Source organism: Bradyrhizobium sp. Leo114 (genome assembly GCF_055229415.2).
Genome location: NZ_JBUYEN020000075.1, coordinates 1 through 26652, shown reverse-complemented (window position 1 = coordinate 26652; position 26652 = coordinate 1). Strand labels below are relative to the sequence as shown.

Sequence of the window (26652 nt, the reverse complement as noted above, 5' to 3'; positions counted from 1 at the left end):
ATGCCGCCAATGGCTGACGATCCGCGGCTGCACGCCGACTGTCTTGGCTATCGCACGCGTGCTGCAGCCTTCCGCGGCCAATAGAACAATCCGGGCACGCTTCAGATCACGCTGTAACGTTCGCGGCAAGCGGCACCGGGCTTCTAGCTCCAGACGCTCCTTCCGCAAAACGCGGACTTCTCTTGCTTCGGGAATCATCCCGATCTTGAATCACGACTCACGTTCTATGAAAAGTGGGTACTAGGGAATGACCATGGGTAACAAGCGGTGGGCCTGTGACCGACCTTGCTCTCTCAGGCTCAGTCTACGCACCCTATGGTCTGATTCTCTGCACTGACTGCACCTGAGCCGTTGAGAGATCCTCTCCTTCGCTTGGTTGGGATGGCATTCGCATGTGGTGGGCGAAGTCCTCCTCCAGCGCGCCACGGTGTAGCGTTCATTGTCGATCTTCTCGCGGTCCCATTCCCTCGCAATCTGACGTCTCTTGACCTACAATGCAAATGCATTGCCGGGGGCAGATTATGGGAGCGGACCGTGACCAAGACGGCCGAAATCCTTGAAATCCCGCGACAATCACGGAGCGCGGCCAAACAACCGTGCCGGTACCCATCCGTAAGATCCTGGGGTTGGGCAAGCGCGACCAGGTCGTGTTCCGCGGCCTCTCCGACGGGACCGTCGTGATAGCCAAGAAGCAAGCGCGCGCGGACGAGGGCGATCCAGTGATCGGCAAGTTTCTTAAATTGCTTGCACGAGACCATGGCCGATCAGCGGGCGCGGATTCGGCCCGTACCGAAGTCGCTGCTCGCGCGCGGCAAGGCCCTCGTCAAAGGCGTCAAGGTCGATCTCAACTCGGCTCTCCGAGATGACGAGGCGTGAGCGACGATAACCCCAAGATCAATGGTTGGACGATCTACGCGCACCCGCTATTTCTCGACCAGCTCGAGGCGATGATCGCGGCCGTCGAGAAAGCGCAAAACAAGGATCTTAAGGGATATAAGAAGAAGCGCATGGCGGAGCTTCTCGCCGCCGTCCTCAAGCTGGCGTTCGAAGATATCCCGAGCGACCCACTCGTGATGTCTACCGGCAGGGCGCCGCGCTCGGCGACGAATACAGGCACTCAATTCCTGCAGCAGTTCCGCCTTTTCTTTCGATACCACCAATCGGGAAACTGCAAAGGTTATCGTGCTCGCCTGGGTAAACGATGACTCGACCCTGTCCGCCTATGAGAGCGCAAATGACGCGTATGCCGTGTTTCGGAAGATGCTGAAACGCGGAAACCCGCCTGATAGCTGCAAGGAGCTCCCGGCCGCCGCTCCGACGCCTCGACCAAGCGAAGGCTCGCGCGATCCGCGCCCAAGGGCTAAGCATGGAAACGGCGCGCGTCGATACACACACTACCCGCACATCGATACGATCAATTGCGAAAAGGTCGGACCCGTCGGGTAGGCCCAGGTCAAGGCCGGGAATGAAATTGCAAGCTTTTCGGTTGCAAAAGTCCGAAAGCTTGCATCGATGTCACCGAAGACGACGTCCAAGTGTCACGGAAGCGGTGCAGTTTCATAGGCAGTCCTCCAGGTTCAGCGCGGCTCCTTGTCTTCGACCATCACCAGCTCTTCTTCAGCAGACGACCGACGCCGCACCTTCCGGAGGAAACCAACACGGTCGCCATTGGCTCCTTGTGACACTCGTCAGGTTTTCGACAGCTAGCCCCTGCAAGATTAGTCTTGGCTCGCGCTGAAATCTCTGCCGCCCCGTACACTGGTCCGGCGCGTAACTCCGCAGATTTGCGCAGGCCCTGTATCGTCAAGAGGAGAGCAGTATGGATCCAATCGACCCATTATCAGCGAACCATCATAAGGTACGGGACATCGGGCCTCTCGTCGATTCGGACTGGGAGCACGGCTCCCGACGGGCCTCGGACGTCTTGATCGACATACTTGATCACAGCGGGCTCCCGCCGACCCACTTCGTCCCAATCACACGTTTTTCCATCAACCGTGAGCCCTACACGGCCGAGCTGGGGCCGGAAGGGCCCCGCGACGTTCTTCTCGTCCATCACTCCCAAGTTGGGCAGATGGATGAAACCAGGGCATCGTCGTCTGCCAGGCCATGCCATCAGCAGCGACTGGATTTCGCGCCTGTGATCCGCGAGGGGCATTGGGATCACAACCGCGAACGTTTCGCCCCACTAGAGCTCGTCCAAGCACTGGACGACGAGGGTCTCGTGCCGAGCGCGGGCCGTCCAACGCATATCCTCATCGAAGGTGTACCCTATAGGGCCGAGTTGCAAGAAACGGACAGAGGACCGCGCGTTCGTCTCTATCCTGTTGGACGTGGCTGAATAACTCGATTGGACTGCAACCCCAAGGCCCAGCGGGTTTGGGCACCGGGTACGCGCTCCACAACCAGCTCGCAGCACGGGCATGCCCGCCTCACCAATGGGGGCTTGGAGGAGTCGCTGACGGCGCGAGGACACATGCCGATCGAGTTCTACCGGCGCTGCGACTGGCTGAAGAACTAGGACGTCGGCGCCATCACCGGCATCAACTTCGTTTCACTCGCTGCGAAGTCCGCTCGAGGTGCCTTCAAAACCCCTGCCGCTTGAGACTCGGAACGTTGCGGGGATGATGTGGGCCGTTCTCAGCTGGAATGTCCTGGCCGCGCCGACTGCCTGACCAGATCTCTGAAAGGACGCATAATTAATTGACCGGGTACAATTATCTTGGCGCGAGGCTAAGATAGCCAAGATCGTCGACGCCCAGGAGGGACGTCGCCAGGCGCTGCTGCCGTCGGCGACATCCCGAAGGTCTGTTTTCGCGGGGAGGCGCATGGCCCTGCCGCGAGCTGCTGTGGAACGTCTACCCAGTGGGTGAATCCTCACCCGAGTATCCAGGCCAGAGGCTAGGGTCCAGCGACGGGTTGATACGAACGAAATCCTCATCTCGCCATTCGGCTGTGTGGGGGACACCTATAATGGAGAAGGTTGTCGGTGAGTCTCTGCTCGGCATGAGCCCGACGCTTCTTAGCATATTCATCTGAGCGTTCGAGGCCGTTTGGGGAAAGAAGACCCAGTACTCGCTGGCACGGCGTCCGTTGTTCATGACGAAATCTCCGAGTTCGCGTGGCGCGGCCCCCGCGGACGAGGACGGCCCGGCCTGCGATGGCCCGGCCTGCAGCCCGGGATCGAGCTCCTGCCAAACTGGGTCCTTATCGAAATCGGGGGCTTCCGCCAGCGACTGAGCAAGCGGCTGCTGCGAGATGGGTCGCTGAGGGCCTTCCAGGGCGAAGGATGATGGCCCGGCTTGCGACGGCCCAGCTTGCAGGCCGGATTCGAGCTCCTGCCAAATCAGATCCTGATCGAAATATGCGGCTTTCGCCAGCGGTTCAGCAATCGCCTGCTGCGAGCTGGGCTGCTGAAAGCTTTCGCCAGTGGCCGGTAATGGCTCAGGGGAAACCGCGGCCGGCGTATGCAGATCATCCTGCCAATTCAAATGTGACGAATAGGGATGCCCGGCCTCCAAATATGGCGAATAGGCTTCGCCCTGCGGCACTGGCGACCGAGTAACGTATGGCGGAGCACTATCTTGCAATTCGCTCAGCTGGTGCTCAAAGCCCGTTGGATCGGCGGGCGGGGGTGGTAAGTCAGGCGGGGGTCCGTGTTCAGTGGGTCGATTGAGTTGAAATCCATCCTGTTCCTCCTTTGAAACATGGAGCGGCCCCGAGCCCTTGTTCGACAAAGGCCACTTGCATCGCGGCCTACGGAGAACTGTTTAGAAGACTCGCGTTGAGCCGCAGCCTGCGAGCTACCGGCAACAATGACGCCAACCCGGTTTCAGGTCATTGCGAGCATCGGGTGCCTCGACGTGCATGTCCAATACGGTGGATGGACGGCATCGCCGTCCAGACATCCGCGCTCTCATGCTAGGAGGGTGAGCTTTCGAGAAGCTGACGAGCGTCAGAAGGATTCACAATGAGCCAATGCAGACGGGCATTGACTTTCGCCAAAAGCCGCCGCGCATTCTCCATTTCATCTCTGGCCTGGCGCAGGCTCGCGCACCATGCTGTCCTGATGCGGCGCGTCGGAAGAATAGGGGGCTTCCGGTCGTCCATCGCGAATGACCATGGTCGAGGAGCCACGAAATAACTTCAGAATCGATTCCCGCGGCTGCTTATCGGCGGCGTGTGGCCGCGCCTGCGCCTCCGCCACAAGGCCACTCAGCGTTTGGTCCACGAGCGCAATAAAGCGTGGTGGACCAGAAACCAGGACGATGCCATTTCCTGGTGCCGCTCGTACAGCATAGCGCTCGTCGGAGATGTTGAGTGTATCGAGCGCCGCTTTGAATGCGTCGAAGCTGATCGGCTTCAACACAAGCAGACGACTTTGCGCCTCGCTTGCAGCAGATACGTAAAGCACGAGCCCATCATAGTACCATTGAAGATTGTAGAGGTTCGTCAAACGATCGAGGAACTCTCGCGCTGGCAGATCCGGCATTCGCCCGCGGATCCGGCCCTTCACCTCGGCGCTGACGTTGACTCTGATATTTAGGTTGTTACCGAATTCCTGCAGTGCGGCAGAGAGCTCCTGATCCAGAACCGTATAGTTATAAGGTGTCGATGGGAGCGAGAGGGAAGCATCGAACGCCGGAAGTATTCCGCTGGAAACGAAAGCTCCGACACAAAGAGCTCTCTTTAAAATGTCCAGCATCGTGGTTCGCACAAGCATTCCCTAGTTCCTTCGACCTCAGAACAAGAGCTGAGATTCGGCCAATTTGGAAACAAACGTGATCTTTAGATGACGCAAACCTTGGCGTGTTCGTCGGCTTGTCGTCAGTTCGCCCTTCTAGGGTATTGACCCGTTAGGTGGCAACACGCCTAGTCTCAACACCGCCGCTTGGTGATGGTGGTGCGCGCAGCAGCTGGATGATGTCAGCCGATGGAGCGTGCGCGAGACGGGTGGAAGTGCTTCGGTCAAAGCCGTTCATAAATGCGTATGCGTCAATAAGACTTCGCTCAAACTGGAAGCCGAACGTGATCTTTAAATGGCCTTATGGCTCGCGTGTTCGTCAGCTTGCGGTCAGCTCGCCTCTTTACGGTGCTGACTCATCAATTCTTAACAACGGCGTGCCTCATCGGCGCCAAACCAATGACACCTTCGATCATGCTAGCCGCTACGCCGATCTCCCTGAACCCTGCCGAAGGCCTCTCCGGGCTCTGCCAGCCGGCAGCAATCGGCGCGCAGAGCCAGTTTCAGCAGGCTCTAATGCACGTCGCTTCGACGTCAGGCGCTGTCTCCTCGGTCACAGATAAGGCAGCGTCCGTTCCTGCGATGTCGGAGGTTCAGCGTGCAACAGTGCAGGCGAGTCCGCCTGGCGAGCGCGTGCTCCAGGCGCTCTCTTCGATGTACCGGAGCAGTCCCGTTCCTTCTGCAGCGAGCGGCGGCGTGGCCGCCATTTCGAAGGTCGTGCAACCTGGGCCGGCCGCTCAGCCGCTTTCGCCGCCGCAGCCCGTGGGGGCGAGCCCTGCGGGCAAACCGGAAGGGGTGCTCGACTTTGACGCGATGGTTGCGAGTCTGCGAGACGTTTACAAAGGTGTCGTCGAGGTTTCGCTCGTCTCCAAGAGTACCAGTGCCGTCAGCTCATCTATGAACAAATTGCTATCGGCGGGCTGAGTTCGTTGATGACTGGTTCCATCTGCGGACAAAGCGGCCATGTCCGCCCATTCGCTCAATGGTTGCGTGCTTTTACCGTGCTGCCGCTCCTGCTCCTTCTGCTCGGCTGTAAGGCTGAGCTCTACACCAAAGTGCAGGAGCGTGAGGCCAATGAGATGCTTGCGCTCCTGCTAAGTAAGGGAGTCGATGCGGTCCGTGTCACTGCCAAGGACGGGACCAGCACGATCCAGGTCGAGGAGAAGCAGCTAGCGTTTTCGATCGAGCTGCTAAATTTAGAAGGGCTGCCGCGCCAGCCTTTCAAGAACCTCGGCGAGGTGTTCAAAGGATCGGGCCTGGTTGCCTCGCCGACCGAGGAGCGCGCTCGCTTCGTTTACGCCCTGAGCGAAGAATTGTCGCGCACGATCAGCGATATCGACGGCGTCATATCCGCGCGTGTCCACGTTGTTTTGCCGAAAAATGATCTGTTGCGCCAGGACACGATGCCGTCCTCTGCGTCGGTGTTCATTCGACATAACTCCAATGCAAAGCTCTCGGCTCTGCTGCCGCAGATCAAGATGCTGGTCGCCAACAGTATCGAGGGCCTATCCTATGACAAGGTGGCGGTGGTCTTTGTACCGGTTGAACGGGCTCCGCTTGAACGGCCGTCGCCCTTGCCAGCTGCTTCCGCTCAGTCGAGCAAATCCATTTCAGCCCCGCTACTTGCGGCCGGTGTCGGCGTGGCCGGCGCTGCGCTCGGCCTTCTCTGCTACATATTCCTTGGTTCTCGTATGCGTCAGGGTGCCCAGCCAGCGCGCGCGCTAGCCAGACTGGGCACCCCTTCGAGCACGCCGGCTATCCAAGCTCCCGGTAAAAAGATCGCCTCCGACAGGGCATAGGGGTGTGCAAATGCCTATACCGCTGCGATCCGCCGAATCTCATACTTGGTCCGAATCGTCCTGTGAAGGACTGCGCGAGCTCGCTGCCTCGACCCATCTGAGCCAATTTGCTGCCCGTCTTGACGCGCGGCTGTCGGCTTCGACTTTGCTCCGGCTACAGAAGAGCGCGAGGCTGCAGGTAAGACTGGCCGAAATGCTGCTTGGTAATGGAATGGACGCGAGCAGCAGCAACTGGGGAAGAGATCTTCTGCTCGGCCATGATCCGAATAGGGCTGCTTTGCTTGCCGGCAGTATCTGGCATGCTCGCTCGCTCCTAAAGCTCGTCTCAAAGCAGGATCTCGCAATTCTGCTTGGACGTATCGGGGCAGAAGCGCACGCTTTCGGTATCCGGCACTTGGCCAGCGCGGTCGCAACCACCGCTACTGCTGATCCGGAACAACTTTCGCAACAGATTGAACACGATGGCCATGCCTGCCTAGGTGCTTGGCTCGACGAAGCCTCTTCGCTTGACCGCACGCGCATTTTGCTACGCTCGCCCATAGGCACTGCTGTCGAGAATCCAGCGGCCGAACACCGCAATGCCGCGGGCCCGTTGCTTTCCTTGGTGATAACCCATTTGTCGAGGGAGACGCCACGGCATGACGGCTGATGACCCAGCGCTGCCGGTGGCCCCCCAGATACGTCCGCTCGGGCCATTTATACGGGCTGCCGAGCTCGGGATCTGGTGCGATGCCGTCGAAGCGCGCGCGGCCGCCGAGCGGCATCTTCAACGCGTTCGCGGCTGGGGACGGACAGCTTATCAGCGGGAACGGGCGCGCGGCCGAGCGGATGGCTTCAAGAGCGGCGCCGAAGAAATGTCTCGGCTGATCGCGCAGGCTGCTTCCACGCTTGCGCAGCGAAAAGCTATTCTGGAGCAGGAATTGCCCCAGCTTGTCATGGAGATCGTAAGCGATCTGCTGGGCGCGTTTGATCCAGGCGAGATGTTGGTGAGGACCGTTCGTCATGCGATCGAGCAAAAATATGGTAGCGCGGAAGTGTGCCTTCATGTCTCTCCTTTGAAAGCTGATGCGCTGGCGCGCGAGTTCGCTGCCTGGGATGGACAGGAGGGCCGGCCGAAAGTGCGGATTGACCCGGATCCGGCTCTAACGACGGACCAGTGCGTGTTGTGGAGCGAATTTGGCAATGTCGATCTTGGACTTGCTGCGCAGCTCCGGGCTCTGCGCCTTGGTTTGGGTTTGCCTTCAAAGGAAGACGAGCCATGACAACATCGGCGACCGATGCGGTCGCAGAGAGGAATCTGCACGCCGCGCTATCGTCTTTGAAATCTACAGCAAAGCAGATCGACACGCGTGCTGTACGAGGGCGGATCACACGGGCGGTCGGCACCTTGCTTCATGCCGTCTTGCCAGAGGCGCGCATAGGGGAGCTTTGCCTGTTGCGGGATTCCCGCACCGGGTGGTCGCTCGAGGCCGAGGTGATCGGCCTACTGCAAGATGGGGTATTGCTCACTCCTATCGGTGACATGGCGGGCTTATCCAGCCGAGCAGAAGTGGTCCCGACCGGGCGAATGCATGAAGTTCCGGTCGGCCCCGACTTGCTTGGCCGGGTGATCGACAGCTTCGGCCGTCCGATCGACGGAAAGGGTCCAATCAAGGCCGCTCAAACTCGTCCGCTGCGCGGTAAGGCTCCAAACCCAATGACAAGGCGCGCTATCGAGCGGCCATTCCCACTCGGCGTCCGTGTCTTGGATGGGCTTCTGACATGTGGCGAGGGGCAGCGGATCGGCATCTACGGAGACCCAGGGTGCGGTAAGTCGACGCTTCTGTCGCAGATTGTAAAAGGCGCGGCTGCCGATGCCACCGTAGTCGCGTTGATCGGCGAGCGCGGTCGTGAAGTGCGCGAATTCATCGAGCAGCACCTCGGTGAGGCGGCGCTTCGCCGCACCGTCGTTGTGGTTGAGACCTCCGACCGCTCGGCAATGGAACGAGCGCAATGCGCTCACATGGCGACAGCACTCGCCGAATATTTTCGTGATGAAGGACTTCGCGTCGTCCTGATGATGGATTCATTGACGCGCTTTAGCCGCGCCATGCGCGAAATCGGCCTTGCGGCAGGAGAGCCGCCGACGCGGCGCGGCTTTCCGCCGTCGGTTTTTGCGATGCTTCCTGCCCTCTTAGAGCGTGCCGGCATGGGCGAGCGCGGCTCAATCACGGCCTTCTATACCGTGCTTGTCGAAGGCGACGGCTCGGGTGATCCAATCGCCGAAGAGTCGCGAGGCATTCTTGATGGCCACGTTGTTCTCTCACGCGTTTTGGCAGCGCGCGAGCATTTTCCCGCCATTGACGTGTTGTCGAGCCGCAGCCGCGTGATGAATGCAGTCGTCTCTGTGTCGCATCGCAAGGCAGCTTCCTTCTTCCGTGATCTGCTCTCGCGCTACGCCGAGGCCGAGTTCTTGGTGAAGGTTGGCGAATATAAGCAAGGCAGTGATCCTCTGACAGATCGGGCAATTAATTCGATCGAGGAGTTGCGGAAATTTCTGCGTCAGAGCGGAGACGAGGCATCAAGCTTTGAGGAGACGTTCACATGGATGTCACGTCTGACCGCGTGAATCGTGTCTATGCCTCGAAATTGCGGCTCGTGAAGGATATGAGACAGCGGAGCGCCCTTCGTGAGGTGTCCAACATGGAAGCCAAGCTTCGCACCGCCCTCCAAGCGGTGGAACAAGCTGTCCAGGATCTGGCGACGGCCGAGAAAAACCGAGCGGCGCTCGAAGGAGAGCTTTACCGAGAGCTGGCATCGTTTGATTCGCTGTCTGTCGAGGAGCTCGATCGTCGCTGTCACATCGTCACTGAACGGCTCAAAGCTGAGGTCGCACGAGCACGCGGAAGGCTTGAGGAAGTGCGCGACGCTCAAGAGCAGGCCAAGACGTCGGTCCTCGACGCACGGACCATTTTGACCAAGTGCTCGGCGGCGAGTTACAAATGGCAGCAAATTGAGGGCGACGTTCAGCGCGCGAGTGATTCCCATTCGGAAGCGGAAGCCGAGATAGAGGCCGACGACGAGGTCTTGCTTCGGTATCGCAGTAGTACGCGTACCCACACGGCTAGCGACTGAATCTGATGGCTTCTTCTCTTATGCTAGCGAAAGCGCCTCGTCTTGTAGACGGGCCTGCGAGCATGGCTCCGGGCGACGAATCGGAGTTTGAACCGGGGCTAACCCTGTCGCATGCCGTCGTCTCCTGGCTCAACGAGATCGCCGCTTCCCGCAAGCCTCTGCAAACCCGTCTCGGCGATAAGTCGCTATCGGTGCAGATGGCACGGCTTGTCTGGGACGCCGAGCCGTGTGCCGTATCGATGCTCAACTGCTCTTGGGTTCTCGGACATGAAACGATCATCTTATCGTTGCCCCGTCCGCTCATAGAGGGGCTGATCGCGACAGTGCAGAGCGAGCTTGGCCTACCTTCGGAGCCAACTCGTTCGCTCCTCGTCGAACTTGCACTCGATCCGTTGCTCGATCAGCTAGAGAGTCTGACACAACAAAGCTTGCGGCTGATCTGCGTGAGCGAAGCAACGGCTCAGGGTCCTTATCTGGAGCTCGAAATCACCTACGGCCCATTCAAAGGCAAAGCGCGCCTGTTCCTGTTCTCACCTCTCGATGGTTCAGTTCCACCCGCGTTTCGCGCGTTAGGCGGACTGCTCAGTCAGCTGCCGCGAGAGGCACGCCAGCTTCCTCCAGAATTGCCTGTCATCGTTAAGGGAGAGATCGGCTCGCTCCGTGCTACGGTCGCGCTGCTAGGCAAAGCAAATGCAGGAGACGCTCTATTGCCGGACGTATTACCCTTCGCCCGTGGCCAAGCCATCCTCAAGGCGGGAACCTTATGGGCCCCGGCACATATTGCAGACGATCGCTTGATCGCGCGAGGGGCATTCCGCCTCCAACCATATCCCCTTGAGTGTACACATATGATGACCAAATCCGAAAAGAGCCGCCCACCCTCTGAAAACGATCTCGACAACATCGAGATCACGCTGGTTTTCGAATGCGGCCGGTGGACTGTCGCACTCGGGGCCTTGAGAAATATCAGCGAAGGACATGTGTTCGAACTTGGCCGGCCGTTCGACGGACCGGTCGATATCCTTGCCAACGGCCACCGCATCGGCCGCGGCGACATCGTACGCATCGGCGAGGAGCTCGGCATCCGGCTGCGCGGCAAGTTGGCGGTCAATGACTGACATTCAACCGGGAATTCTTGGACTCCTTGCGCTCACAGCTGGCCTTGGCCTGCTCGCGTTCGTTGTCGTAACAAGCACAGCGTTTATAAAGGTATCCGTCGTGCTCTTCCTCGTTCGCAACGCGCTCGGGACTCAATCTATCCCACCGAACCTCGTTCTATATGGCGCGGCACTGATCCTGACGGTTTTCATTGGCGCGCCGGTGATTGAACAGACCTATAATCGCATTTCTGCGCCACAACTCCGCTACCAAACGGTCGATGATTGGGTGAGCGCCGCAAAGGAGGGGCAGGAGCCGCTGCGCGATTATCTCAAGAAGTTCACCGCTGACGAGCAGCGCCGGTTCTTCCTGGCTTCAACCGAACAGGTCTGGCCCGAGGACATGCGCGGCAACGTGAGCGCCGATGATTTGGTCATTCTGGTGCCATCTTTTCTAATTTCAGAACTCAAGCGTGGCTTCGAAATTGGTTTTCTTCTCTATCTGCCCTTTATCACCATAGATCTGATCGTGACGACCATCTTGATGGCCATGGGTATGTCGATGGTTTCGCCGACGGTGATATCCGTGCCTTTCAAGCTGTTTCTATTCGTCTCAATCGACGGCTGGTCACGGCTCATGCACGGGCTGGTGCTCAGTTACACAACACCGGGAGGCTGAACATGGATGAGGCGAGCATTCTCACTCATATGAGCCGTTCACTTGTGCTCTTCATGATCTGGGTTCTACCACCGCTCATCGCTGCGGTCGTTGTCGGCCTGGTTGTCGGCATCATCCAAGCGGCAACGCAGCTTCAGGATCAAACCTTGCCACTGACTGTGAAGCTTCTTGTCGTTGTCGCGGTGATCGCGTTGTTCTCTCCGGTGCTCAGCGCCGCGTTGATCAAGGAAGCAGAGCAGGCATTTACCGACTTTCCCGCACTCACGGCAAGCATTAGCCGACGGTAGATGAACCTCCCTTCACCCGCCGAGACGCAAGCTCTGATCCAGGAGGCGATCGAGCTCGTCCTTGCAGGTGGCCTCGCAGCAGCCCGGGCCCTTGGCATTATGCTGGTCCTTCCTGTATTTACGCGGCCGCGCATTAGCGGGCTGGTCCGTGGCTGCGTGACCTTTGCGATGGGACTGCCATGCCTGTTGCAGATCAGGCACGGCTTGCAGTCGCTGGATCAGGGCTCCCGGCTGATCAGTGTCACGCTCCTCGGTTTGAAAGAGGTGTTCGTCGGCCTGCTCATCGGCCTTTTGCTCAGTATTCCGCTATGGAGCATCCAAGCAGTGGGTGAGCTCATCGACACCCAACGGGGAATTACGAACCCTGTTGCTTCTGATGATCCCGCGACGCGCGGCCAAGCTTCGGCGACAGCGGTGTTACTCGGTACCACCGCGATTGCGATTTTCGTTCTAGCCGGGGGATTGGAGAACGTGATTACGGGCCTTTATGGCAGTTATCTGATCTGGCCCGTATATCGGCTGATGCCTAGTCTGACCGCGCAAGGCGCGATGGAATGTCTGCGGCTTCTCGATCACATCATGCATACGACGCTACTGGTCTCTGGCCCGGTGTTGGCATTCCTGCTGCTGCTTGATGTATCGGTGATGATACTTGGGCGGTTTGCACCGCAAATCAAACTGAACGATGTCTCTCCCACCATGAAGAACCTGGCCTATGGGATCATCATGGTAAGTTACGCCACCTTCCTCGTCGAATATATGGGATCGGAGATCAGTCAGTCCAACACCGTGCTCAAGTTGTTCGAGAAGCTCCTGAAATGAGTGGCTCGAGCGAAGAGAAGAAGCTCCCTCCCACTCCCAAGAAGCTAAAAGATGCGCGCAAGAAAGGGCAGAGCCCGCGCAGCGCCGATTTGGTCAGCGCAGTCAGCGTTTGCGCCGGTTTCGGCTGCCTCTGGTTAAGAGCGGCCCCCATCGAGATCAAGTGGCATGAAACGATGCGGCTCATCGACAAACTGCAGGCTCAGCCGTTCACTAGCGCGGTCCAGCAGGCGCTGGGCGGCTTGATCGACCTATTTTTTTCGGCCGTTGCTCCATTCCTCGGGGCCGGTGTTGCCGCTGGTATTCTAGCGGGAGTCTTGGCCAATGGTGGATTAAACGTCTCTTTCGAGTCCTTAAAGCCGAAATTCGAGAAATTGGATCCCATCAAGGGGCTCAAGCGGATTGCGTCTAAGCGGTCGCTCATTGAACTCTCGAAGTCGCTTCTTAAGGTGGGCATTCTTGGCGCCAGCTTTCTGCTCACGGTTGTCGCTAGTTGGAAGGCGCTGGTGTACTTGCCGGTCTGCGGTATGGGGTGTCTCAGTTTCGTGTTCACTGAGATCAAATTGCTGACGGAAATTGCTGCTGGTGCTTTTCTGTTCGGCGGATTGGCAGATCTCCTTATCCAGCGCTGGTTGTTCTTGCAGGACATGCGCATGACGGAGACCGAGGCCAAGCGCGAATCGAAGGAACAGCAGGGCAATCCGCAGGTCAAACGCGAACACCGTCGCCTTCGTCAGGAGACAGCGAACGAGCCTCCACTTGGCGTCCATCGTGCCACATTGATACTGACAGGGCAGGCGATCTTGATTGGCCTCCGCTACGTTCGTAGCGAGACCGGCGTGCCGATCGTGGTTTGCCGTGGTGAGGGCGAACTTGCCTCACGATTGCTTGCCGAGGCGCAGTCGCTGCACCTCAGCATTGTCCAGGACCCGGCCCTGGCGCGTCAGCTCATCCGGAGTGCGAAGCTGGGCAACGCTGTTCCTTCGAAGTGCTTCGAAGGGGTTGCGAAAGCACTCTATTCCGCCGGGCTTGTCTAGATATCGCGTATGGCAGAAATCATTGCGCCATCCGACGTGCACTATCGAGGCGACTGTACATCCCTCGTCGCCGGTGACGCGGCTTCTGGCGACGCCCTGTTGCCAATTCCAGCTTCCATGTCGCTCTTGTTGCGCTGTCCCATGGACCCATATGTGGCAACAGGAACGGCGGCACGATCGCCTGTTGTTGCCATGACAGCTCTATTGTCCAGCAGGTCGCCCGGATCGTTGACCATGACTCCCAGATTGTTGCGGATTGAGCAGCCAAGGGTTTGGTCGAACGAATTGTCGTTGACTGAAGGAGCAATGATGGCAAGCGACGGACAGACGGGAGGACGTGCTTCATAGACAGTAGCCTGGATTCGCACCGCGAAGCCAAGAGGCCGGTCGAGGCGAGGGCCGAACAGGCGGATGTTGTAAGGGGCAAGGCCCATTGCGCGGGCCTCGCTGGCTACCTGCGCGGCGAGCCGGGGCGAGCCGATGATATCGAGATGGATCGCATCAAACCGACCGCGACTGTTGTTGGCAATGAACTCTCTCAGTCGATACCGCTCGAGCCCACGGAGGCTCTGCAGCACCAAGACGCTGTTCTGCTGCTGCACCATGGTTCCTTGTTCAGACGGAAAGGTGTTGATCGTAGCAGTGCTTGTGCAGCCGCCTAGGCTCGTCATCAGAACGAACAGATGCGGCAGGGCTCGTACAGTCATTCGACGATCCTCATTCGATAATAAAACCGGCGCCGCCTGTCGCGCCTGGTACACTGGTGCGCGGAGCGTCGCGGCCCCGCGGCGGCCTTGCCAACGTGTTCGTTAAGATGCGCCCCATATCTGAGGGTGGTCCGATGCGATCGGTCGGAGCGCTCATCCGGTTCGCGTTGGATGCGGGCCGCACGATGTAAGGCGTGACAATAATAACGAGCTCCGTCTCCTGCTTTTGAAAGGACGAAGAGCGAAACAGCGCACCGAGAATGGGCACGTCGCCCAACCAGGGAAAAGTACTGATATCCGTGCTGAAGTTACGCCTGATTAGCCCGCCTATTGCAAAGCTTTGTCCGCTCCCAAGCTCGATAACGGTCTCCGCCCGTCTTGTAGAGAGGGCCGGCACGGCCATACCGTTCAATTTGACCTCACCTTCCTTCGAAATCTCGCTGACCTCAGGCTTCACGCGGACATTGATTTGATTGTTGTTAAGAACGGTCGGGACGAACTCGAGGCTCACTCCAAAATGACGAAATTGGATCGAAACCTGTCGGTTGTCCTGCATGACCGGAATTGGGAATTCGCCGCCGGCCAGGAAGCTCGCGGACTCACCGGACATTGCGGTGAGATTCGGTTCAGCGAGTACGGAAGCGAGGTGCTCGCTGGCTAGCGCGTCGAGAACAGCGCCGACGTTGATATTACCAGCGCTGAGGCCGATCCCTACCTTGCCGCCGCCGCTCGCCGTGCCGGAAGCAGCACCTTTGCCGCTGCTAAAGCCGAAAACGAAAGTGCCATTCTGGCCCAAAGCGGAGAGGTTGATGCCGAGCTCCTTCATAGCGCTGCGCGAGACTTCCGCCACGCGCACGCTCAGATTGACCTGTAACGACCCGGCGACCTGAATCTTATTGACGACCAGCGCACCCGCACCGAGAAACTGCTCCGTAACCCTCACGGCAGTGGCGACGACATCGGCATTGGGAGCCATACCGCTAAGGATCGCGCCACGCGGGGTATAGCTGACTTGGATCGGATAGTCACCGACCTGGGCCTTGAGCATGGCACGCAGATCCTCGATCGGCTGTGTTACGACGACACGAAACTCGGCGAGAGCCTCCCCGTTGTCGTTCAAAGCGAACAGGCTGGTCCGTCCGGACTTCTTGCCAAAGACGAAGATGGTCGTGTTCGACGGCGCCTGATAATCCGCGATCGTCGGGTCGGCAACAAAGATGCTCGCGGCCGGCCCAGGCAGATGAATTGTCTTGCCGAGCGAGGAGGAAAGGTCCAGCGTTCCATTAATGCTGCTAGGAGCCGCATGCGGCGGCCCCTCTCTAGCATCCCGCGTCGTCTGAGCTGCGGCAGTTAGTGGTGATAGGAAAGCGACCGCGCACAGGAGGTGGGAAAGAGAAGGATAAACGACAGACCACAGGGCACTGGCGACGATCGAGCGTCGATCGCTGCCACTCTCATTATTAAGAGCGATCTTCAAGGGAGTCTTTGCTTTCAACTTCGATCGACTAGGCGGCCGATGCCACGCTATTCAATTCAAGGATATAACCGATGCCGCGTGCGGTCGTGATCCGTAGGGTCGCACCCGACTGACTCAAATGACGGCGTAAGCGATAGATCGCGACTTCAAGCGCATTGGTCGAGACCTCGTTGTCAAACGCATAGAGGCTATCCTCTAGCGACAGCCGCGGCACGGTACGGCCAGCGCGGCTGAGGAGATGCTCAAGAATGCACAATTCGCGGCGCGCAATCCTGAGCGGCCGACCACCAACTGAAGCTTGCCGGGCGATCGGATCGAACTTCAGATTGCCAAATGTGACCACGGGGGCTGTCATTTGCGTTGACCGCCTCAGAATGGCTCGCATCCGGGCGATGAGTTCATCAGTAGATACAGGCTTGGGTAGGAAATCGTCTGCACCACCATTGAAAATGGCGATCCGTCGACCGAGGTCATTGAGGCTGCTCATCACTATTGCAGGCATCAAATGTCCGTCGCGTCTCAACCGCTTCAGCCAGTCCAAGCCGTTTCCATCTGGTAGAGCCAACTCGAGCAGGAGAATGTCGTAGTTGGCGTAGCCCAGAGCGGTCGCCGCATCATCCAGAGTGGGTGCCAGATCAACGGCGAAACCGCAATCCGAGAGCGCGCTTTGGACAGCGCGCGCTAGGTCCTCATCATGATCAACCACTAGCGTTCGCATTTCATTGCCCCTTCTCAAGTCATGCCAAAATATCGAGCAGATCACCGTCGATGATGAAGCCGAGCGAGACTGAGTTGTCCCGAGTCAACGTAAACGTCCGGAGACGGGATCGATGAAGAAGAGCAATGTTGCCAACGGCCGGCCTCATCTGCGGATTAGAAATTTCGGCCGTCTGCTGTGGATCGCATGCGCGCTTGGCAACTCTTAGCGTGGTGTGGATGCCGGGAGGTTGGCTGGAATGAGTCAAAGCATCGAGGGCTGTGGCAGCACCCCGCCGCAACTGCGCGCCAATCGCGGCAATGCTTCCGGTCATTGGTCGGGCGATGGCCTCGCCAGCAGGCGCAGCTGAACGCAAAGCACCAGAGCGAATGGCTGGATTTGCATCCGAACTGATACGAGACATCAACATTTTGAGCTCCCGTGTTGGCCAGAGCCTGCGGTGAGGCTTGCTATGCCGTCGACCCTTCGAGGTCGCTTAGTCATGACAAAATGGAACTTCGAACGCGTGCAGGCGCCTCGCGTCCCGCAGTCGGCCGCTCTTTCAGAAGCCACTAACGCGGGACGAACTAACCAATGCGCCCCCGAGCTAGGAAAACACGCCTCGGTCGGGGCGGTGGCGTATTTGGGGAGGGCCAGAATTCTCGACCTTCAGCCAGATCCGACGCGGCGCCCAGGCGGCAGCCGATCGGGCACACCAAATAGTGGCGAGTCCGTTCCCGTAGAGGCGTTGTCAGACATGTGGTCTGGGTGGTTCCGCCGCCTGCATTCCACCTCTGGCGATGAATGCCGGCGGATGTCGAGGTTGTACAGAGCTTCGTTGCCCGCCCGGCAACAGGGACGCGAAGACAGCGGGTCCTGCTCTCTAGCTCCTGCTGTTGTAGCCTCAACTGAGCCGGCGCTGGTCGCGTGTCAGGCGCATAGGCTACGTTGCCAACACGGGTGCGGGTGGACTGATCGAGGAGCGTGAGGGAGTCGAGCGGCGTGAACCTAGGGTTTGGAGACATTCGCAATTCTTGCTACCTGTCATAAAGTGTTGTCGCGACGCATTGTCGCGACTCGTGTCGGAAACCTTACAATCTGACGCTACGTGCGATTCAAGTCCCTTATCGAGTTCGTTGATGAATATCTTTAAAGCTCGCAGGCCGGCTGAGGCGGCCAGCACAGGAACTTGGAGAAAAGCAACGCGATGCCTCAGAACAGCAAGGCATTTTCGGGGAGCCAGAGGGCTCTCAACGGTGCCGAGAGTCGTTTTTAGTTGTCGTCTGGACGGAACCCCGACGCTGTCATGATGCGCGATAGCTTCAGTACGGCTCACTCCAGGGTCGCAATTGCGAGATGAATATGAATAACTTTTGCGATCATCATGTTGCGTCCTACGACCTCAGCAACAACATCGCGCGCGCCAATTCATTTCAATTCGCTCCAAACTTGGGCATAAGTCAAAAAGCAAGCTTCGGGCTGCATCAATTGCTGATGCTTAAAAGGCCGAGCCCATTTGTTCGACGTCTTTGCAGTCGCATACGCTGACCGCCATCGGCGCACCGACGCAATGAAGAACCCGTGCGCATCGCACTGATGCGCAGTGCGTTCGGCCAGCCTCTGCAGGATCTCCAATGCCCGACCGAGCCTCGCCGCTGGCAGGCTATCGGTCTGCTGGTGGAGGGCTGAGAATTCGAGCGGCTCGACGTTACAGGTCTGAGACATTTCGCAACCTATCTGTCAGGTAGTGTCGCGACCTGCGTCGGAATCCCTACAATTGGCTGCGTACATTCAAGTCCTTCCGGGCTCGTTGCGATCCTAAGGCTCGCAGGCCTCTTGATGAACCCGATGGTAGAAGACTTGGAGAGAAGGGACTACGAGGTCTCGAAGCAGCAAGTGTTGCGCGAGCCCAGAGGCATTCACTTCCGATCAGATTCACAGTTCATCCTCTGTTAGGACGACGGAGCCCCCGGTTGCTCAATCCGCGCTCGGGTGGGGAGGGCACGAGCTGAAAACCGACGCCATTGTCGATCGTAGCAAGCGCCCCGAGGCGGGCGACAGCCTTCGATAGATCCCCGCAATCTACTCACCCGTATCGGCGGGCAGTGCGCAACTCGCTCGCTGCTCTTGTCACCCCAACCCTCTCTTCCACACAAGCGGGAAACACGTGCGAGACTGGTCAATTTCATGTTCCGAAACTCCAATTTTCCTGGCGATTTCGATCGCATAAAATGTCAGTAGTCATACTACGATCGATGCGGCGCTTTGTATGCTTTTGTTCGCAACGGTAATGAGGATCTCTCGCGAATGTGATCGCCCGCTACCCGAGATTCTAGCGATCGTCGGAAAGCTTCGACTGCAACCAATGGGCCGATTCAGGTATCGCCACATCAGTTTCGGTGACCCGGCCAGCGCCAAGCAAAATCGTCCTAAACCTCGATCGCCGATCAAATGCTACTTGGGATATCAGAACGAAACTGCGGCTTCTCGCTTACTCCTCTAGTAGCTCAAGATGACCGAGATTGTTTGGTCTGCAGCGAGTTCGGAATGGGCCTGTCACCCGCTCAGCAATACCAACGTAGTCATGTGAAGTTCTGTCGTTCCACCTAAAGACTCTTTTATCTCATTCCACGCCCGGCCGGATCAACCAGCGAGCCAAGCTTGTTATCTGCTGTCCAGTGGTATTGCCTCTGTTTCTTCAGTTTAGCGCGGCGACCCTTGCTGCGACTCCGGGAGGACTCTGCGCGGACTGAATGAAGATAGCTTTGCCCGCTCATTGGAAGTAGGTCGTCGTCGGTTACGAGAAAGAACTCTTCTCCACACTCGCCAAGAGCGACCAGAACTCGGTCGCAAACCTTGGCCTTTCTCGGTCAACACGTATGCGTTGTATGGGCTGCCATCGGAAGTGGGGACGACTTTAAAGACCCCGTATCGTACGAGGTCTCGGAGCCTCGCGGAGAGTATGTTCTTGGCCAATCCGAGGCTCTTCTGGAATTCGCCGAACCTGTTCAGTCCCTCGAATGCGTCGCGTACTATGAGGAGCGACCACCCATCACCGACCACATCTAGCATTCTCGCGACAGCGCAGCCGGCCTTTCTGTGGCTGGTTCGCCTTACCATCCGATCCGACCCTTGCTTGCGCCTCACCATGTGAGCTCACGGATAGCGGCGCGATTCATGATCGAGCAAACTCCAGTGCGGCAGGCCGGAGGAAGACAGCGTCCGTTCGACCAAATCTTGTATCCGATTGTCCATGCCGACCCGACACGGCGGCAGATTGGCCAGTCGAGGCCTCCACTGGCCACGCGGCCACCTATTGCAGCAACACGATGACAACGCGCTGGTTCTGGTGGACGATGTAGGACAAGCTCTTGCCGATATCGATGCCGATTGCGGTGGGCGAAGCCTCGAGCTTCCGTGATATGGCGTGCTCCTTGTCTTCGGTGCCCCCTGCCAGGATTCGCTGCTGGCAGGGCGGGAGCACGGCCGGACCATTCCATTAGCGAGGCGTTCGCATGGACGTCCGCGTAGCGTCGGAATGACCAGGCGCTCTTTGATATCGCAGCCGGGATCGATCATTCTGTCAATGGTAAGGCCGTTAAGGACTACACCTGCAGAGCGAGCGGGCGCCCAACGTTCAGTGGCGATTCAGCACGGCACGCCAAGGTGCGCCGGAAGGCCTGACAGTTTGGATATTGGGTCACGGCCTTGCGATTGCGGACCCATCTGTCAGGCCAGCAGGCGGCATGCGCTCGAAGCCCGCCGAATGTGGGCGCTTTCGCAGTGAAATGCGCGCATTTTTTTAAGCGAGGCATTCATTTAGTTAACGATCGCTTTCGGAGTCAGGCATGTGCGTCAGATACTCGTAGATGGCACCCAGTTCGTCATCGTCCATCTTGCCGAACGTACGCCAATTCATCTTTTCGTCGAATTCGTGTCCGCTCGGGTCTTTGCCCGTGCGGAGAGTGGCGATGAACTCTTCCCGGCTCCAATCCGCGACCAGGCTCAATCCTGGCCCGACCGGCGCCCATTGATCTTGGACACCGCCGGTCAACTGCTGACCGTGGCATTCCCGGCAGTCATAATAGGACAGGATGTATTCGCCGTACTGGATGGTCGGTGCTTTGGGCGGCGCCGTGACGACGCCGATCTTGACTGGTTTGCCGGACGGAAACTGGCCGATTCCCACCATGACAAGGCCGAGAAGATTGAGCTCCTCGGCTGGCTGCGGCGTGGCCGCACCAGCCGCCGGGAGCCGGCGGATATAGGCGATTAGCGCGCGGATGTCCTCATCACTCAGATTGCCGGCATTGGTACGCGATGTCATGATCATGAGACGACGGCCTTCGGCGTCGATGCCATTGCGAATGGCCCGGAAAATCTGCCCATCCGACCACTTTTTCAAGGGCCCCGCCGGTGTGAGATTGCACGATATAAACGCGCCCAGAGATAGACCGGCAGATGCTTGCCGTATCTTTGCCTCCCGTGAAAGTCCCGGTCGGTGAATGACAGCCTCCGCAGAAACTGTCGGCAATGGCCCGGCCGCGCTGAATCTGTGCGTCGCTTCCCCCGACCCGCAGCTCCGGCACCGGCGCACGGCGCGAATAATACTGTTTGTAGTGTCCTACAGAGGTGGCGACGCAGGTCAGGAACAGGACGCCGGCGATGACCCCGGTCAACCCCGCCCCAAGCCATCGCGATATTTCCTTCACCTGCCGAAGGCGGAGGCTGAGGCAAGCGAAGAGGACACTGCCAGCGAGCAGCACCGCAAGCAAAACGAGATTATGCATGTCGTTTATCGGGCCGTGATTTGCTCAGAGACGAACCTGTCCCGCGGACGAGGATTACTGAAGCGCTGCCGCCATTCTGAGCTGGGCGGCCTAAACAGGTTGTTGAACTCGGCTGCTCTGGTTCGTGGATGGAGGCGCTACTCGTTTTCGATTCCATAGTGACGACCGCTCATTTGAGCGCGCGAGGCGCTGCGATTGCGATCGTCGAAAGCTAGTGCGGCATGGGACCGTACGACAGAATGCATTCAGCCGAATATTGTGTCCGATTGTCCGTGCCGTAGAACGAACAGATGGACATTCTCGGCGACCTACTCGATCCCATCGCTCCGCAGCTGGATCAATCGCTTGGCCCTGCGAAAAAGTTGGGGGTAGATGTAAGGCCGGCTCAACAATCCTCAGGCGAACCAGGACTAACCGACGCAGTGACAGGCCGCCTCAGGGTCAAGACGCGACCTCGCGAGGAGGCCGCTTTTGGCGCGCAAAACGGACGCCTGAGCTGATGGCCAGGTCGGGCGAAAGGTCAAAAGTAGTCCCCCATGTCATCCTCAGAGGCTCCGTAGCGGGCCGATGGCGTGACGGTAATTAGCATCCACCCTGAAAGCCACCTATGGGGTGGGAAATGCACCTGATTTCTTTGCCCATTTCAACAAGTCCTTGAAATCACAGCAGATGCGACCGCCCTCCGAGCGCACCAACGACATAAGTCATTAATGCGAAAAGCCATTCGCGAAGACTTATTCCCACGTTGTTACCCAAGAGCGAGTGCTATTGCTTGTCCGCACAAATTCCCCTGTTTGATCTCGCGCGTCCTGATCAAGGGTATTTTCTTGTGGTCGCACCACCGTTTGGACCAACGCCCCGCAAGAGAGAACCATTCATTGCTCACGAGAGGACAGTAGCGTAGCCCAGAGTGAAAATCGGCGGGTTTGCCCATTATGCGGTTCGCGAGCTCCATCAGAGGACTAGAAGAGTAGCGGTGCTGTCGGCACCTCGCCCGACCAAATGTTTGTTGGCCGGGTACTCAGATGTTAGCTGAGACGTGCGCTTCCGGATGAGATTTGCCGCCCCGCGGTTGGACGGAGCAGGCTGTAATCGCAAATTTCAAACGATGGAGGCGGTCCTTCGCGGCGTGTGACCGCTCAAAATGCGAGCTGACGGGAAGGGCAGTTCGTGGGCGCAAACCGGACATTCGGCCGAACCCGCACGTCGTAAAAGGGCCGACCCGATGGCGTCCGCTTCCCATTGGCAGGGACGGAAAGCGGACCCCGCTCTAGTTTCGCCTCTCGGGGAGCGAATGCTCGAGGAAGAAACGCAGCATTTCCCTCGTTGCATCCGGTCCGTCCGGATCTGTAGGAGCCGGCGGGGCTGCCTCCCGACCATGCGTGTCCGGCTCCGTGGATTTCCCAGTGCTCCAGGCGTCCGCCGGCATCGGTATGGACGGTGCGGGTGTAGTCATGTCCTCCCGGTACCCGTCCTCGATGCACCCTCTCTTTCGTGCTCGTGCCGCCGATGGACTGCCGGACGATTCGATCGCCATTGTTCGAACGCACCGTGGTGTCGCGATCGCCGTGGAAGACAATCGTCGGGATGGGCGGGCCGTCGCCCGGCATTGCCTCGGGCCCGCCGCCTTGCCGCATGGCGAGCAGCGCGGAGGGAAGGTCCGTGGCGGCCCCGCAGGCCAGTCCGGAATGTATGCCGATCGCCGCGTACAGATCGCCGTAGGTGGATCCCATAACGGCGGGCCGCGGCCCCGGCCGACAGTCCGCCGACGTAGACGCGCCGTGGATCGACCGCATGATCGCGCATGACCTGGCGAGTGATGCCAGCGATGAGCGAGCGTTCGCCTCCGCCCCGCTGCTGGTCGGCGGGACGAAACCAATTCCAGCATTTCGCCTGGTTCGCTTCGGCCCGCTGCGCAGGATATCCACCACAGCGATGACGCATATTCTTTGCGGAAGTTTCGCAACAGCAACTGCGCTAACCAATGAGCTTGTCGCCTTGGCAGATGAGAAGGGGGCTTCGTTCTGGAAGGCATATGGAATGATGCACCAAGGTTGCGTATTGGCCATGACCGGCAAAGCCCCGAAGGCGGACCAAATGTTTACTTCCGGGTTCAATGCGCTGCGGGCAACGGGAACTACACTGTATATGCCGTGTCACTTATCATTGTTGGCGGTGGCCTATGCCAAACTTGGACGAAGCAATGACGCTTGGCGCTGCCTTGGCGAAGCAACAACGACAATGGAAACAGGCGGAGAACGTTGGTTCGAAGCAGAAATCCACCGGACCGCTGGAGAAATCGAGCTGATGGAGCCGGAGCTGGACGCGGCGAAAGCAGAAGCGTATTTCGAGCGTGCGCGCGCGGTCGCCCGCAAGCAACGAGCAAAGTCCTGGGAACTGCGTGCGGCTATGAGCATGGCGCGGCTCAGGCGTGGTCAAGGGAAGCGGAATGAGGCCCGAGAACTCCTCGCTCCAATCTACGGTTGGTTCACCGAGGGCTTTGACACGTTGGACTTGAAGCAGGCCAAGGCCTTACTCTACGAGCTAGCATAAGACTTGTGGCGCAAGCGCCTCGGGCGCGCCGACAAGGTGATCGAATAACCCCCATTTGCTGCGGTGCATGAGTCCGGTATTGGCCCAGGCCGTGTGAAAATCGCGCAACTTGGGGCGCACCGGCGCATTTCGCGGCCGCCGAACTTCTGATTGGATGGAACCGACCTCTCATCTCAGTGGCAACCAGGAGCTTCATATAGGCGCTGCCGGCCTCACGCCCGCATCGCTTCCAGCAATCCGCCTACGCCCACGATCGTCATCACGCGCTTCATGTTGTAGGCGGGCCCTGAGCTGCCAGAAGCGATGAGCCCAGCAATGTGTCAATCGGCTCGCAAATTTTGCATGCCGAATGACACGTTCCGAACGGCGGTTGTGCGAAGACGTGCACCTGAACCTTGCTTACCGCTGGTTCTGTCGGCTCAGGTTGGACGGCGAGGTGCCGGACCACTCGACGTTCTCCAAAAACAGGCATGGCCGCTTCCGCGGCTGCGATCTGTTGCGAAAGCTGTTCGAGACCGTGGTCCAGCGCTGCATGGCAGAAGGAGCAGCTTTTGCAGTCGATGCAAGCTCGATTGCCGCCAACCAACAAGCAGCGCGCAGTTGCCGGGTCTGACGATGTTATGGGAGCTATGCCCGAACGCGCCGCTCTGTTCGAGAGTACTTCGACACCCTGAATGAGGCCGCTTGGGGCGCGGCGAGTGACACGGTACCAAAGTTCACCTCTAAGTCGGACCCGGCCGCGCAATGGACAGGCGCTCACAAGGGGCATGCCTTCTTCGCCTGCGCCAACAACTACCTCATCGACCTGAAGGCAGCGATTATCATGGATGTCGAGGCGACGCGCGCCATCCGACAGGCCGAGGTCGGGGCGGCACGCACAATGATCGAGCGCAGTGAAGAGCGCCTTGAGCTCTGTTGCGAACGCGTTGTCGCCGACAGTGCCTATGGAACGGTAGAGATGCTGGGCTGGCTGGTCGACGAGCAAGGCGATCGAACCGCACATTCCGGCATTCGACAAATCGGCCCGTACCGACGGCACGTTCTCGCGCGACGACTTCGCCTATGATCAGCAAAGCGACGTCTACATCTGCCCGGCTGGCAAAGTGCTGGCCTCCACCGGGACCTTGGTGAATGATGGAGCGACACTGCTGTACCGGGCCAGCAAACATGTTTGCGATGACTGCGAACTGAAGTCGCGGTGTTGTCCGAAGATGCCCTCCCGCAAGGTCCCGCGTTCAATCCATGAAAAGGCTCGAGACGTGGCGCGCGAGATCGCCAGAACTGATGCCTATGTCAGATCTCGGCGCGAACGGAAGAAAATCGAGATGCTCTTTGCCCATCTCAAGCGCATTCTCCGCCTCGACCGGCTCAGGCTAAGAGGTCCCTTGGGCGCTCGCGACGAGTTCCTCCTCGCTGCCACAGCGCAGAATTTACGTAAGCTCGCAAAGCTGATCCCGCTGCCAACGCTCCAGCACGCTTAGGCACAATCAACCACCCGTGCGCCCAGCGCGTTCTCCGAACCTGAATTATCACTTCGCGGACTTCTTCAACACAATCGTGCCGCCGGCGGCAATGACTGGAATTCCAACGGCGTCACGCACTGGTGGGATTAGTACGAACGTGCCGAGCTGACCGCGAATGTGACCCCCGGCCTCATGGCCCTGCGCGACGATCAGATCAAAGCCTGCCGCCTCGGCGATCTGCGCGTCTTCCGTACTGCCTACAACTTGGATGGCGACCGCACCCGCCGCCTTCACCTGCTCAACATAGCGAGACGCATCGCCCCAAAGGAAAGAGATAATGGGGACTCCTTTGGCGAGCGCCACCGCCAACTGGTCTTCAAAAGGAAAGCCGAGAACGAAGTTGACGCCAAATGGCGCTGTCGTGCGCTCCCTGATGGTTCTAATGGCGATGCGTAACTCCTCAGTCGATCGCCACGTCCCGGCAATCTGACCAATGCTACCCGCGTTGCATACCGCGACCGCGAGATCAGGACTTGCGATCGAACCAATCGGGGCCTGAAAGAGCAGTCGCTGGCTCGTGAGCCAATGAGGTGAGCGTGTCATCTCTTGGATTCTTCAGCCGATGCCGCAATGGTCAGAAACTTCATCAGCCCGAACAGATCATAATAAAAACATCTGAGCGCGACGCAGCTGCTCCTTTTCGATGGCATAGTCGGCGAGCGTCTCGGTCTCGAACGCCACTCCATCCGGGCTCAAGCATTTCCACACGTAGTTGACGATCACCCGTCCAGTGGTGCTGGTCGCAATCACGCGAGCATCCATGCGGCGACGCTCTTCGGTAGGCTGCAGCGGAAACCAAATGGATGCAAACCTCTCCTGCATTTTCGGAATGGTCGCTCCAGTAAAGAAGCCGCCATACGGCAGACCTGGCTGCCAGTGAAACTCGATTTCCGGATGATAGAGGTTCTGCAGCAAGCCACGATCGCAGGATCGTAAGCATCAGGTCTGCATTTGCCTGTTCCTGAGGGGCGCATTGCCTCATCAAGAATGTTACCGGAGAACTGACCGTCAGGATTGGGGCGGCGACACCGAATCGGATCGGTGTCACCGATGGCAGGACGGATCAGCATGGGTGCTCGGCGCGAGCTCACGGCCGGCGGTGGTAGAGCGCTATCGATTGGCAGGGCGGGCAGATAAGGGGCGCATACTCGACGAGCTTTGCGCGGTGACCGGCTGGCATCGCAAGCACGCGGTCCGGGCTTTTGCCAGCCATGTCGCAATTTCGCCGGAGGCCAGGCGGCAGCGAAGGCCGACCTACGGCGCCAAGATCAGGGATGCGCTGGTGGCCTTGTGGGAGGTCTCGGATCGAATCTGCGGCAAGCGGCTGAA

27 protein-coding genes and 3 pseudogenes are annotated in these 26652 nt (G+C 58.8%); 17 read left to right on the top strand and 13 right to left on the bottom strand.

Features of this window, described 5'->3' with window-relative positions; genetic code table 11:
- On the bottom strand, positions 1 to 198 hold a 198-nt coding region (locus ACZIRK_RS41590), incomplete at its 3' end, for a helix-turn-helix domain-containing protein (protein WP_463702935.1).
- Between the two features lie 336 nt (positions 199 to 534).
- Between ACZIRK_RS41590 and ACZIRK_RS41585 the strand changes: the two are divergent.
- The 4 genes and pseudogenes from ACZIRK_RS41585 (at position 535) to ACZIRK_RS41570 (ending at position 2341) form a co-directional block, all read left to right on the top strand.
- Positions 535 to 876: pseudogene (locus ACZIRK_RS41585) on the top strand (type II toxin-antitoxin system PrlF family antitoxin).
- Entirely contained in the window at positions 873 to 1205 is a 333-nt protein-coding gene (locus ACZIRK_RS41580; RefSeq protein WP_245474936.1) for a type II toxin-antitoxin system YhaV family toxin, read from the top strand. Before ACZIRK_RS41585 ends, ACZIRK_RS41580 begins: the two are co-directional and overlap by 4 nt.
- Positions 1183 to 1446 (top strand): type II toxin-antitoxin system YhaV family toxin, encoded by a 264-nt coding sequence (locus ACZIRK_RS41575; protein ID WP_245287709.1) that lies wholly within the window; start codon positions 1183 to 1185, stop codon positions 1444 to 1446. The genes ACZIRK_RS41580 and ACZIRK_RS41575 overlap by 23 nt, the downstream gene beginning before the upstream one ends.
- A 373-nt stretch (positions 1447 to 1819) precedes the next feature.
- A complete protein-coding gene (locus ACZIRK_RS41570) occupies positions 1820 to 2341 on the top strand; it encodes a hypothetical protein (RefSeq protein WP_474419514.1) in 522 nt (173 codons plus the stop codon).
- A gap of 517 nt (positions 2342 to 2858) precedes the next feature.
- Here the strand turns inward: ACZIRK_RS41570 and ACZIRK_RS41565 are convergent.
- Complete coding sequence (locus tag ACZIRK_RS41565; protein WP_155255696.1) at positions 2859 to 3551, bottom strand: hypothetical protein; 693 nt, start codon at positions 3549 to 3551, stop codon at positions 2859 to 2861.
- Between the two features lie 476 nt (positions 3552 to 4027).
- The gene (locus ACZIRK_RS41560) at positions 4028 to 4723 is read right to left on the bottom strand and encodes a secretin N-terminal domain-containing protein (protein ID WP_028169429.1); all 696 of its coding nucleotides are present in this window, start codon (positions 4721 to 4723) and stop codon (positions 4028 to 4030) included.
- A gap of 324 nt (positions 4724 to 5047) precedes the next feature.
- Here ACZIRK_RS41560 and ACZIRK_RS41555 point away from each other — a divergent pair, with 324 nt between their 5' ends.
- From ACZIRK_RS41555 to ACZIRK_RS41505, 11 genes are all read left to right on the top strand, one after another.
- Complete coding sequence (locus ACZIRK_RS41555; protein WP_245476524.1) at positions 5048 to 5668, top strand: nodulation protein NolB; 621 nt, start codon at positions 5048 to 5050, stop codon at positions 5666 to 5668.
- 8 nt (positions 5669 to 5676) lie between these two features.
- On the top strand, positions 5677 to 6543 hold the full coding sequence (gene sctJ / locus ACZIRK_RS41550) for a type III secretion system inner membrane ring lipoprotein SctJ (protein WP_130228586.1): 867 nt from the start codon (positions 5677 to 5679) through the stop codon (positions 6541 to 6543).
- 10 nt (positions 6544 to 6553) lie between these two features.
- The gene (locus ACZIRK_RS41545) at positions 6554 to 7192 is read left to right on the top strand and encodes a nodulation protein NolU (protein WP_130228585.1); all 639 of its coding nucleotides are present in this window, start codon (positions 6554 to 6556) and stop codon (positions 7190 to 7192) included.
- Entirely contained in the window at positions 7182 to 7805 is a 624-nt protein-coding gene (gene sctL / locus ACZIRK_RS41540) for a type III secretion system stator protein SctL (RefSeq protein ID WP_130228584.1), read from the top strand. Before ACZIRK_RS41545 ends, sctL begins: the two co-directional genes overlap by 11 nt.
- Entirely contained in the window at positions 7802 to 9151 is a 1350-nt protein-coding gene (gene sctN, locus ACZIRK_RS41535) for a type III secretion system ATPase SctN (RefSeq protein WP_474419513.1), read from the top strand. The genes sctL and sctN overlap by 4 nt, the downstream gene beginning before the upstream one ends.
- On the top strand, positions 9127 to 9657 hold the full coding sequence (gene sctO, locus ACZIRK_RS41530; RefSeq protein WP_028168814.1) for a type III secretion system stalk subunit SctO: 531 nt from the start codon (positions 9127 to 9129) through the stop codon (positions 9655 to 9657). Before sctN ends, sctO begins: the two co-directional genes overlap by 25 nt.
- Before the next feature lie 62 nt (positions 9658 to 9719).
- On the top strand, positions 9720 to 10775 hold the full coding sequence (gene sctQ / locus ACZIRK_RS41525) for a type III secretion system cytoplasmic ring protein SctQ (protein ID WP_130228582.1): 1056 nt from the start codon (positions 9720 to 9722) through the stop codon (positions 10773 to 10775).
- Positions 10768 to 11433 carry a type III secretion system export apparatus subunit SctR gene (sctR, locus tag ACZIRK_RS41520; RefSeq protein ID WP_028168816.1) on the top strand — a complete coding sequence of 222 codons (666 nt, stop codon included), beginning with the start codon at positions 10768 to 10770 and terminating at the stop codon, positions 11431 to 11433. The genes sctQ and sctR overlap by 8 nt, the downstream gene beginning before the upstream one ends.
- Before the next feature lie 2 nt (positions 11434 to 11435).
- Positions 11436 to 11720 carry an EscS/YscS/HrcS family type III secretion system export apparatus protein gene (locus ACZIRK_RS41515; protein ID WP_028168817.1) on the top strand — a complete coding sequence of 95 codons (285 nt, stop codon included), beginning with the start codon at positions 11436 to 11438 and terminating at the stop codon, positions 11718 to 11720.
- Positions 11721 to 12542, top strand: a complete 822-nt coding sequence (sctT, locus tag ACZIRK_RS41510) for a type III secretion system export apparatus subunit SctT (RefSeq protein ID WP_028168818.1) — start codon at positions 11721 to 11723, stop codon at positions 12540 to 12542.
- Entirely contained in the window at positions 12539 to 13576 is a 1038-nt protein-coding gene (locus ACZIRK_RS41505; protein WP_474419512.1) for an EscU/YscU/HrcU family type III secretion system export apparatus switch protein, read from the top strand. Before sctT ends, ACZIRK_RS41505 begins: the two co-directional genes overlap by 4 nt.
- Positions 13577 to 13617: 41 nt before the next feature.
- Here the strand turns inward: ACZIRK_RS41505 and ACZIRK_RS41500 are convergent, their stop codons facing one another.
- The 8 genes and pseudogenes from ACZIRK_RS41500 to ACZIRK_RS41465 all read right to left on the bottom strand — a co-directional run.
- Positions 13618 to 14283, bottom strand: coding sequence for a CpaD family pilus assembly lipoprotein (locus ACZIRK_RS41500; protein WP_028168820.1), 666 nt, complete (start codon positions 14281 to 14283; stop codon positions 13618 to 13620).
- Between the two features lie 10 nt (positions 14284 to 14293).
- Positions 14294 to 15760, bottom strand: a complete 1467-nt coding sequence (locus ACZIRK_RS41495; RefSeq protein WP_474419511.1) for a type II and III secretion system protein family protein — start codon at positions 15758 to 15760, stop codon at positions 14294 to 14296.
- A gap of 28 nt (positions 15761 to 15788) precedes the next feature.
- Positions 15789 to 16478 (bottom strand): response regulator transcription factor, encoded by a 690-nt coding sequence (locus tag ACZIRK_RS41490; protein ID WP_028168822.1) that lies wholly within the window; start codon positions 16476 to 16478, stop codon positions 15789 to 15791.
- A 19-nt stretch (positions 16479 to 16497) separates the two neighbouring features.
- Positions 16498 to 16887 (bottom strand): hypothetical protein, encoded by a 390-nt coding sequence (locus tag ACZIRK_RS41485; protein ID WP_130228580.1) that lies wholly within the window; start codon positions 16885 to 16887, stop codon positions 16498 to 16500.
- A 2273-nt stretch (positions 16888 to 19160) separates the two neighbouring features.
- Positions 19161 to 19529, bottom strand: coding sequence for a winged helix-turn-helix transcriptional regulator (locus ACZIRK_RS41480; protein ID WP_474419515.1), 369 nt, complete (start codon positions 19527 to 19529; stop codon positions 19161 to 19163).
- Between the two features lie 241 nt (positions 19530 to 19770).
- Complete coding sequence (locus ACZIRK_RS41475) at positions 19771 to 19941, bottom strand: hypothetical protein (protein WP_155255612.1); 171 nt, start codon at positions 19939 to 19941, stop codon at positions 19771 to 19773.
- A 339-nt stretch (positions 19942 to 20280) separates the two neighbouring features.
- The gene (locus ACZIRK_RS41470; protein ID WP_245474934.1) at positions 20281 to 20991 is read right to left on the bottom strand and encodes a c-type cytochrome; all 711 of its coding nucleotides are present in this window, start codon (positions 20989 to 20991) and stop codon (positions 20281 to 20283) included.
- Between the two features lie 1526 nt (positions 20992 to 22517).
- Positions 22518 to 23170, bottom strand: a pseudogene (locus tag ACZIRK_RS41465) (extracellular catalytic domain type 1 short-chain-length polyhydroxyalkanoate depolymerase); the annotation flags it as partial.
- 12 nt (positions 23171 to 23182) lie between these two features.
- On the opposite strand from ACZIRK_RS41465, the gene ACZIRK_RS41460 reads away from it, so the two are divergent.
- Together ACZIRK_RS41460 and ACZIRK_RS41455 are read left to right on the top strand one after the other, a co-directional pair.
- Positions 23183 to 23800 (top strand): hypothetical protein, encoded by a 618-nt coding sequence (locus ACZIRK_RS41460; protein WP_130228579.1) that lies wholly within the window; start codon positions 23183 to 23185, stop codon positions 23798 to 23800.
- Between the two features lie 343 nt (positions 23801 to 24143).
- Positions 24144 to 25281 (top strand): annotated as a pseudogene (locus ACZIRK_RS41455) (transposase); the annotation flags it as partial.
- Between the two features lie 48 nt (positions 25282 to 25329).
- Here ACZIRK_RS41455 and ACZIRK_RS41450 read toward each other — a convergent pair.
- Both ACZIRK_RS41450 and ACZIRK_RS41445 read right to left on the bottom strand, forming a co-directional pair.
- Entirely contained in the window at positions 25330 to 25866 is a 537-nt protein-coding gene (locus ACZIRK_RS41450) for an NAD(P)H-dependent flavin oxidoreductase (protein ID WP_051397281.1), read from the bottom strand.
- Positions 25867 to 25923: 57 nt separating this feature from the next.
- The gene (locus tag ACZIRK_RS41445; protein ID WP_028168829.1) at positions 25924 to 26238 is read right to left on the bottom strand and encodes a hypothetical protein; all 315 of its coding nucleotides are present in this window, start codon (positions 26236 to 26238) and stop codon (positions 25924 to 25926) included.
- Positions 26239 to 26652 lie beyond the last annotated feature (414 nt).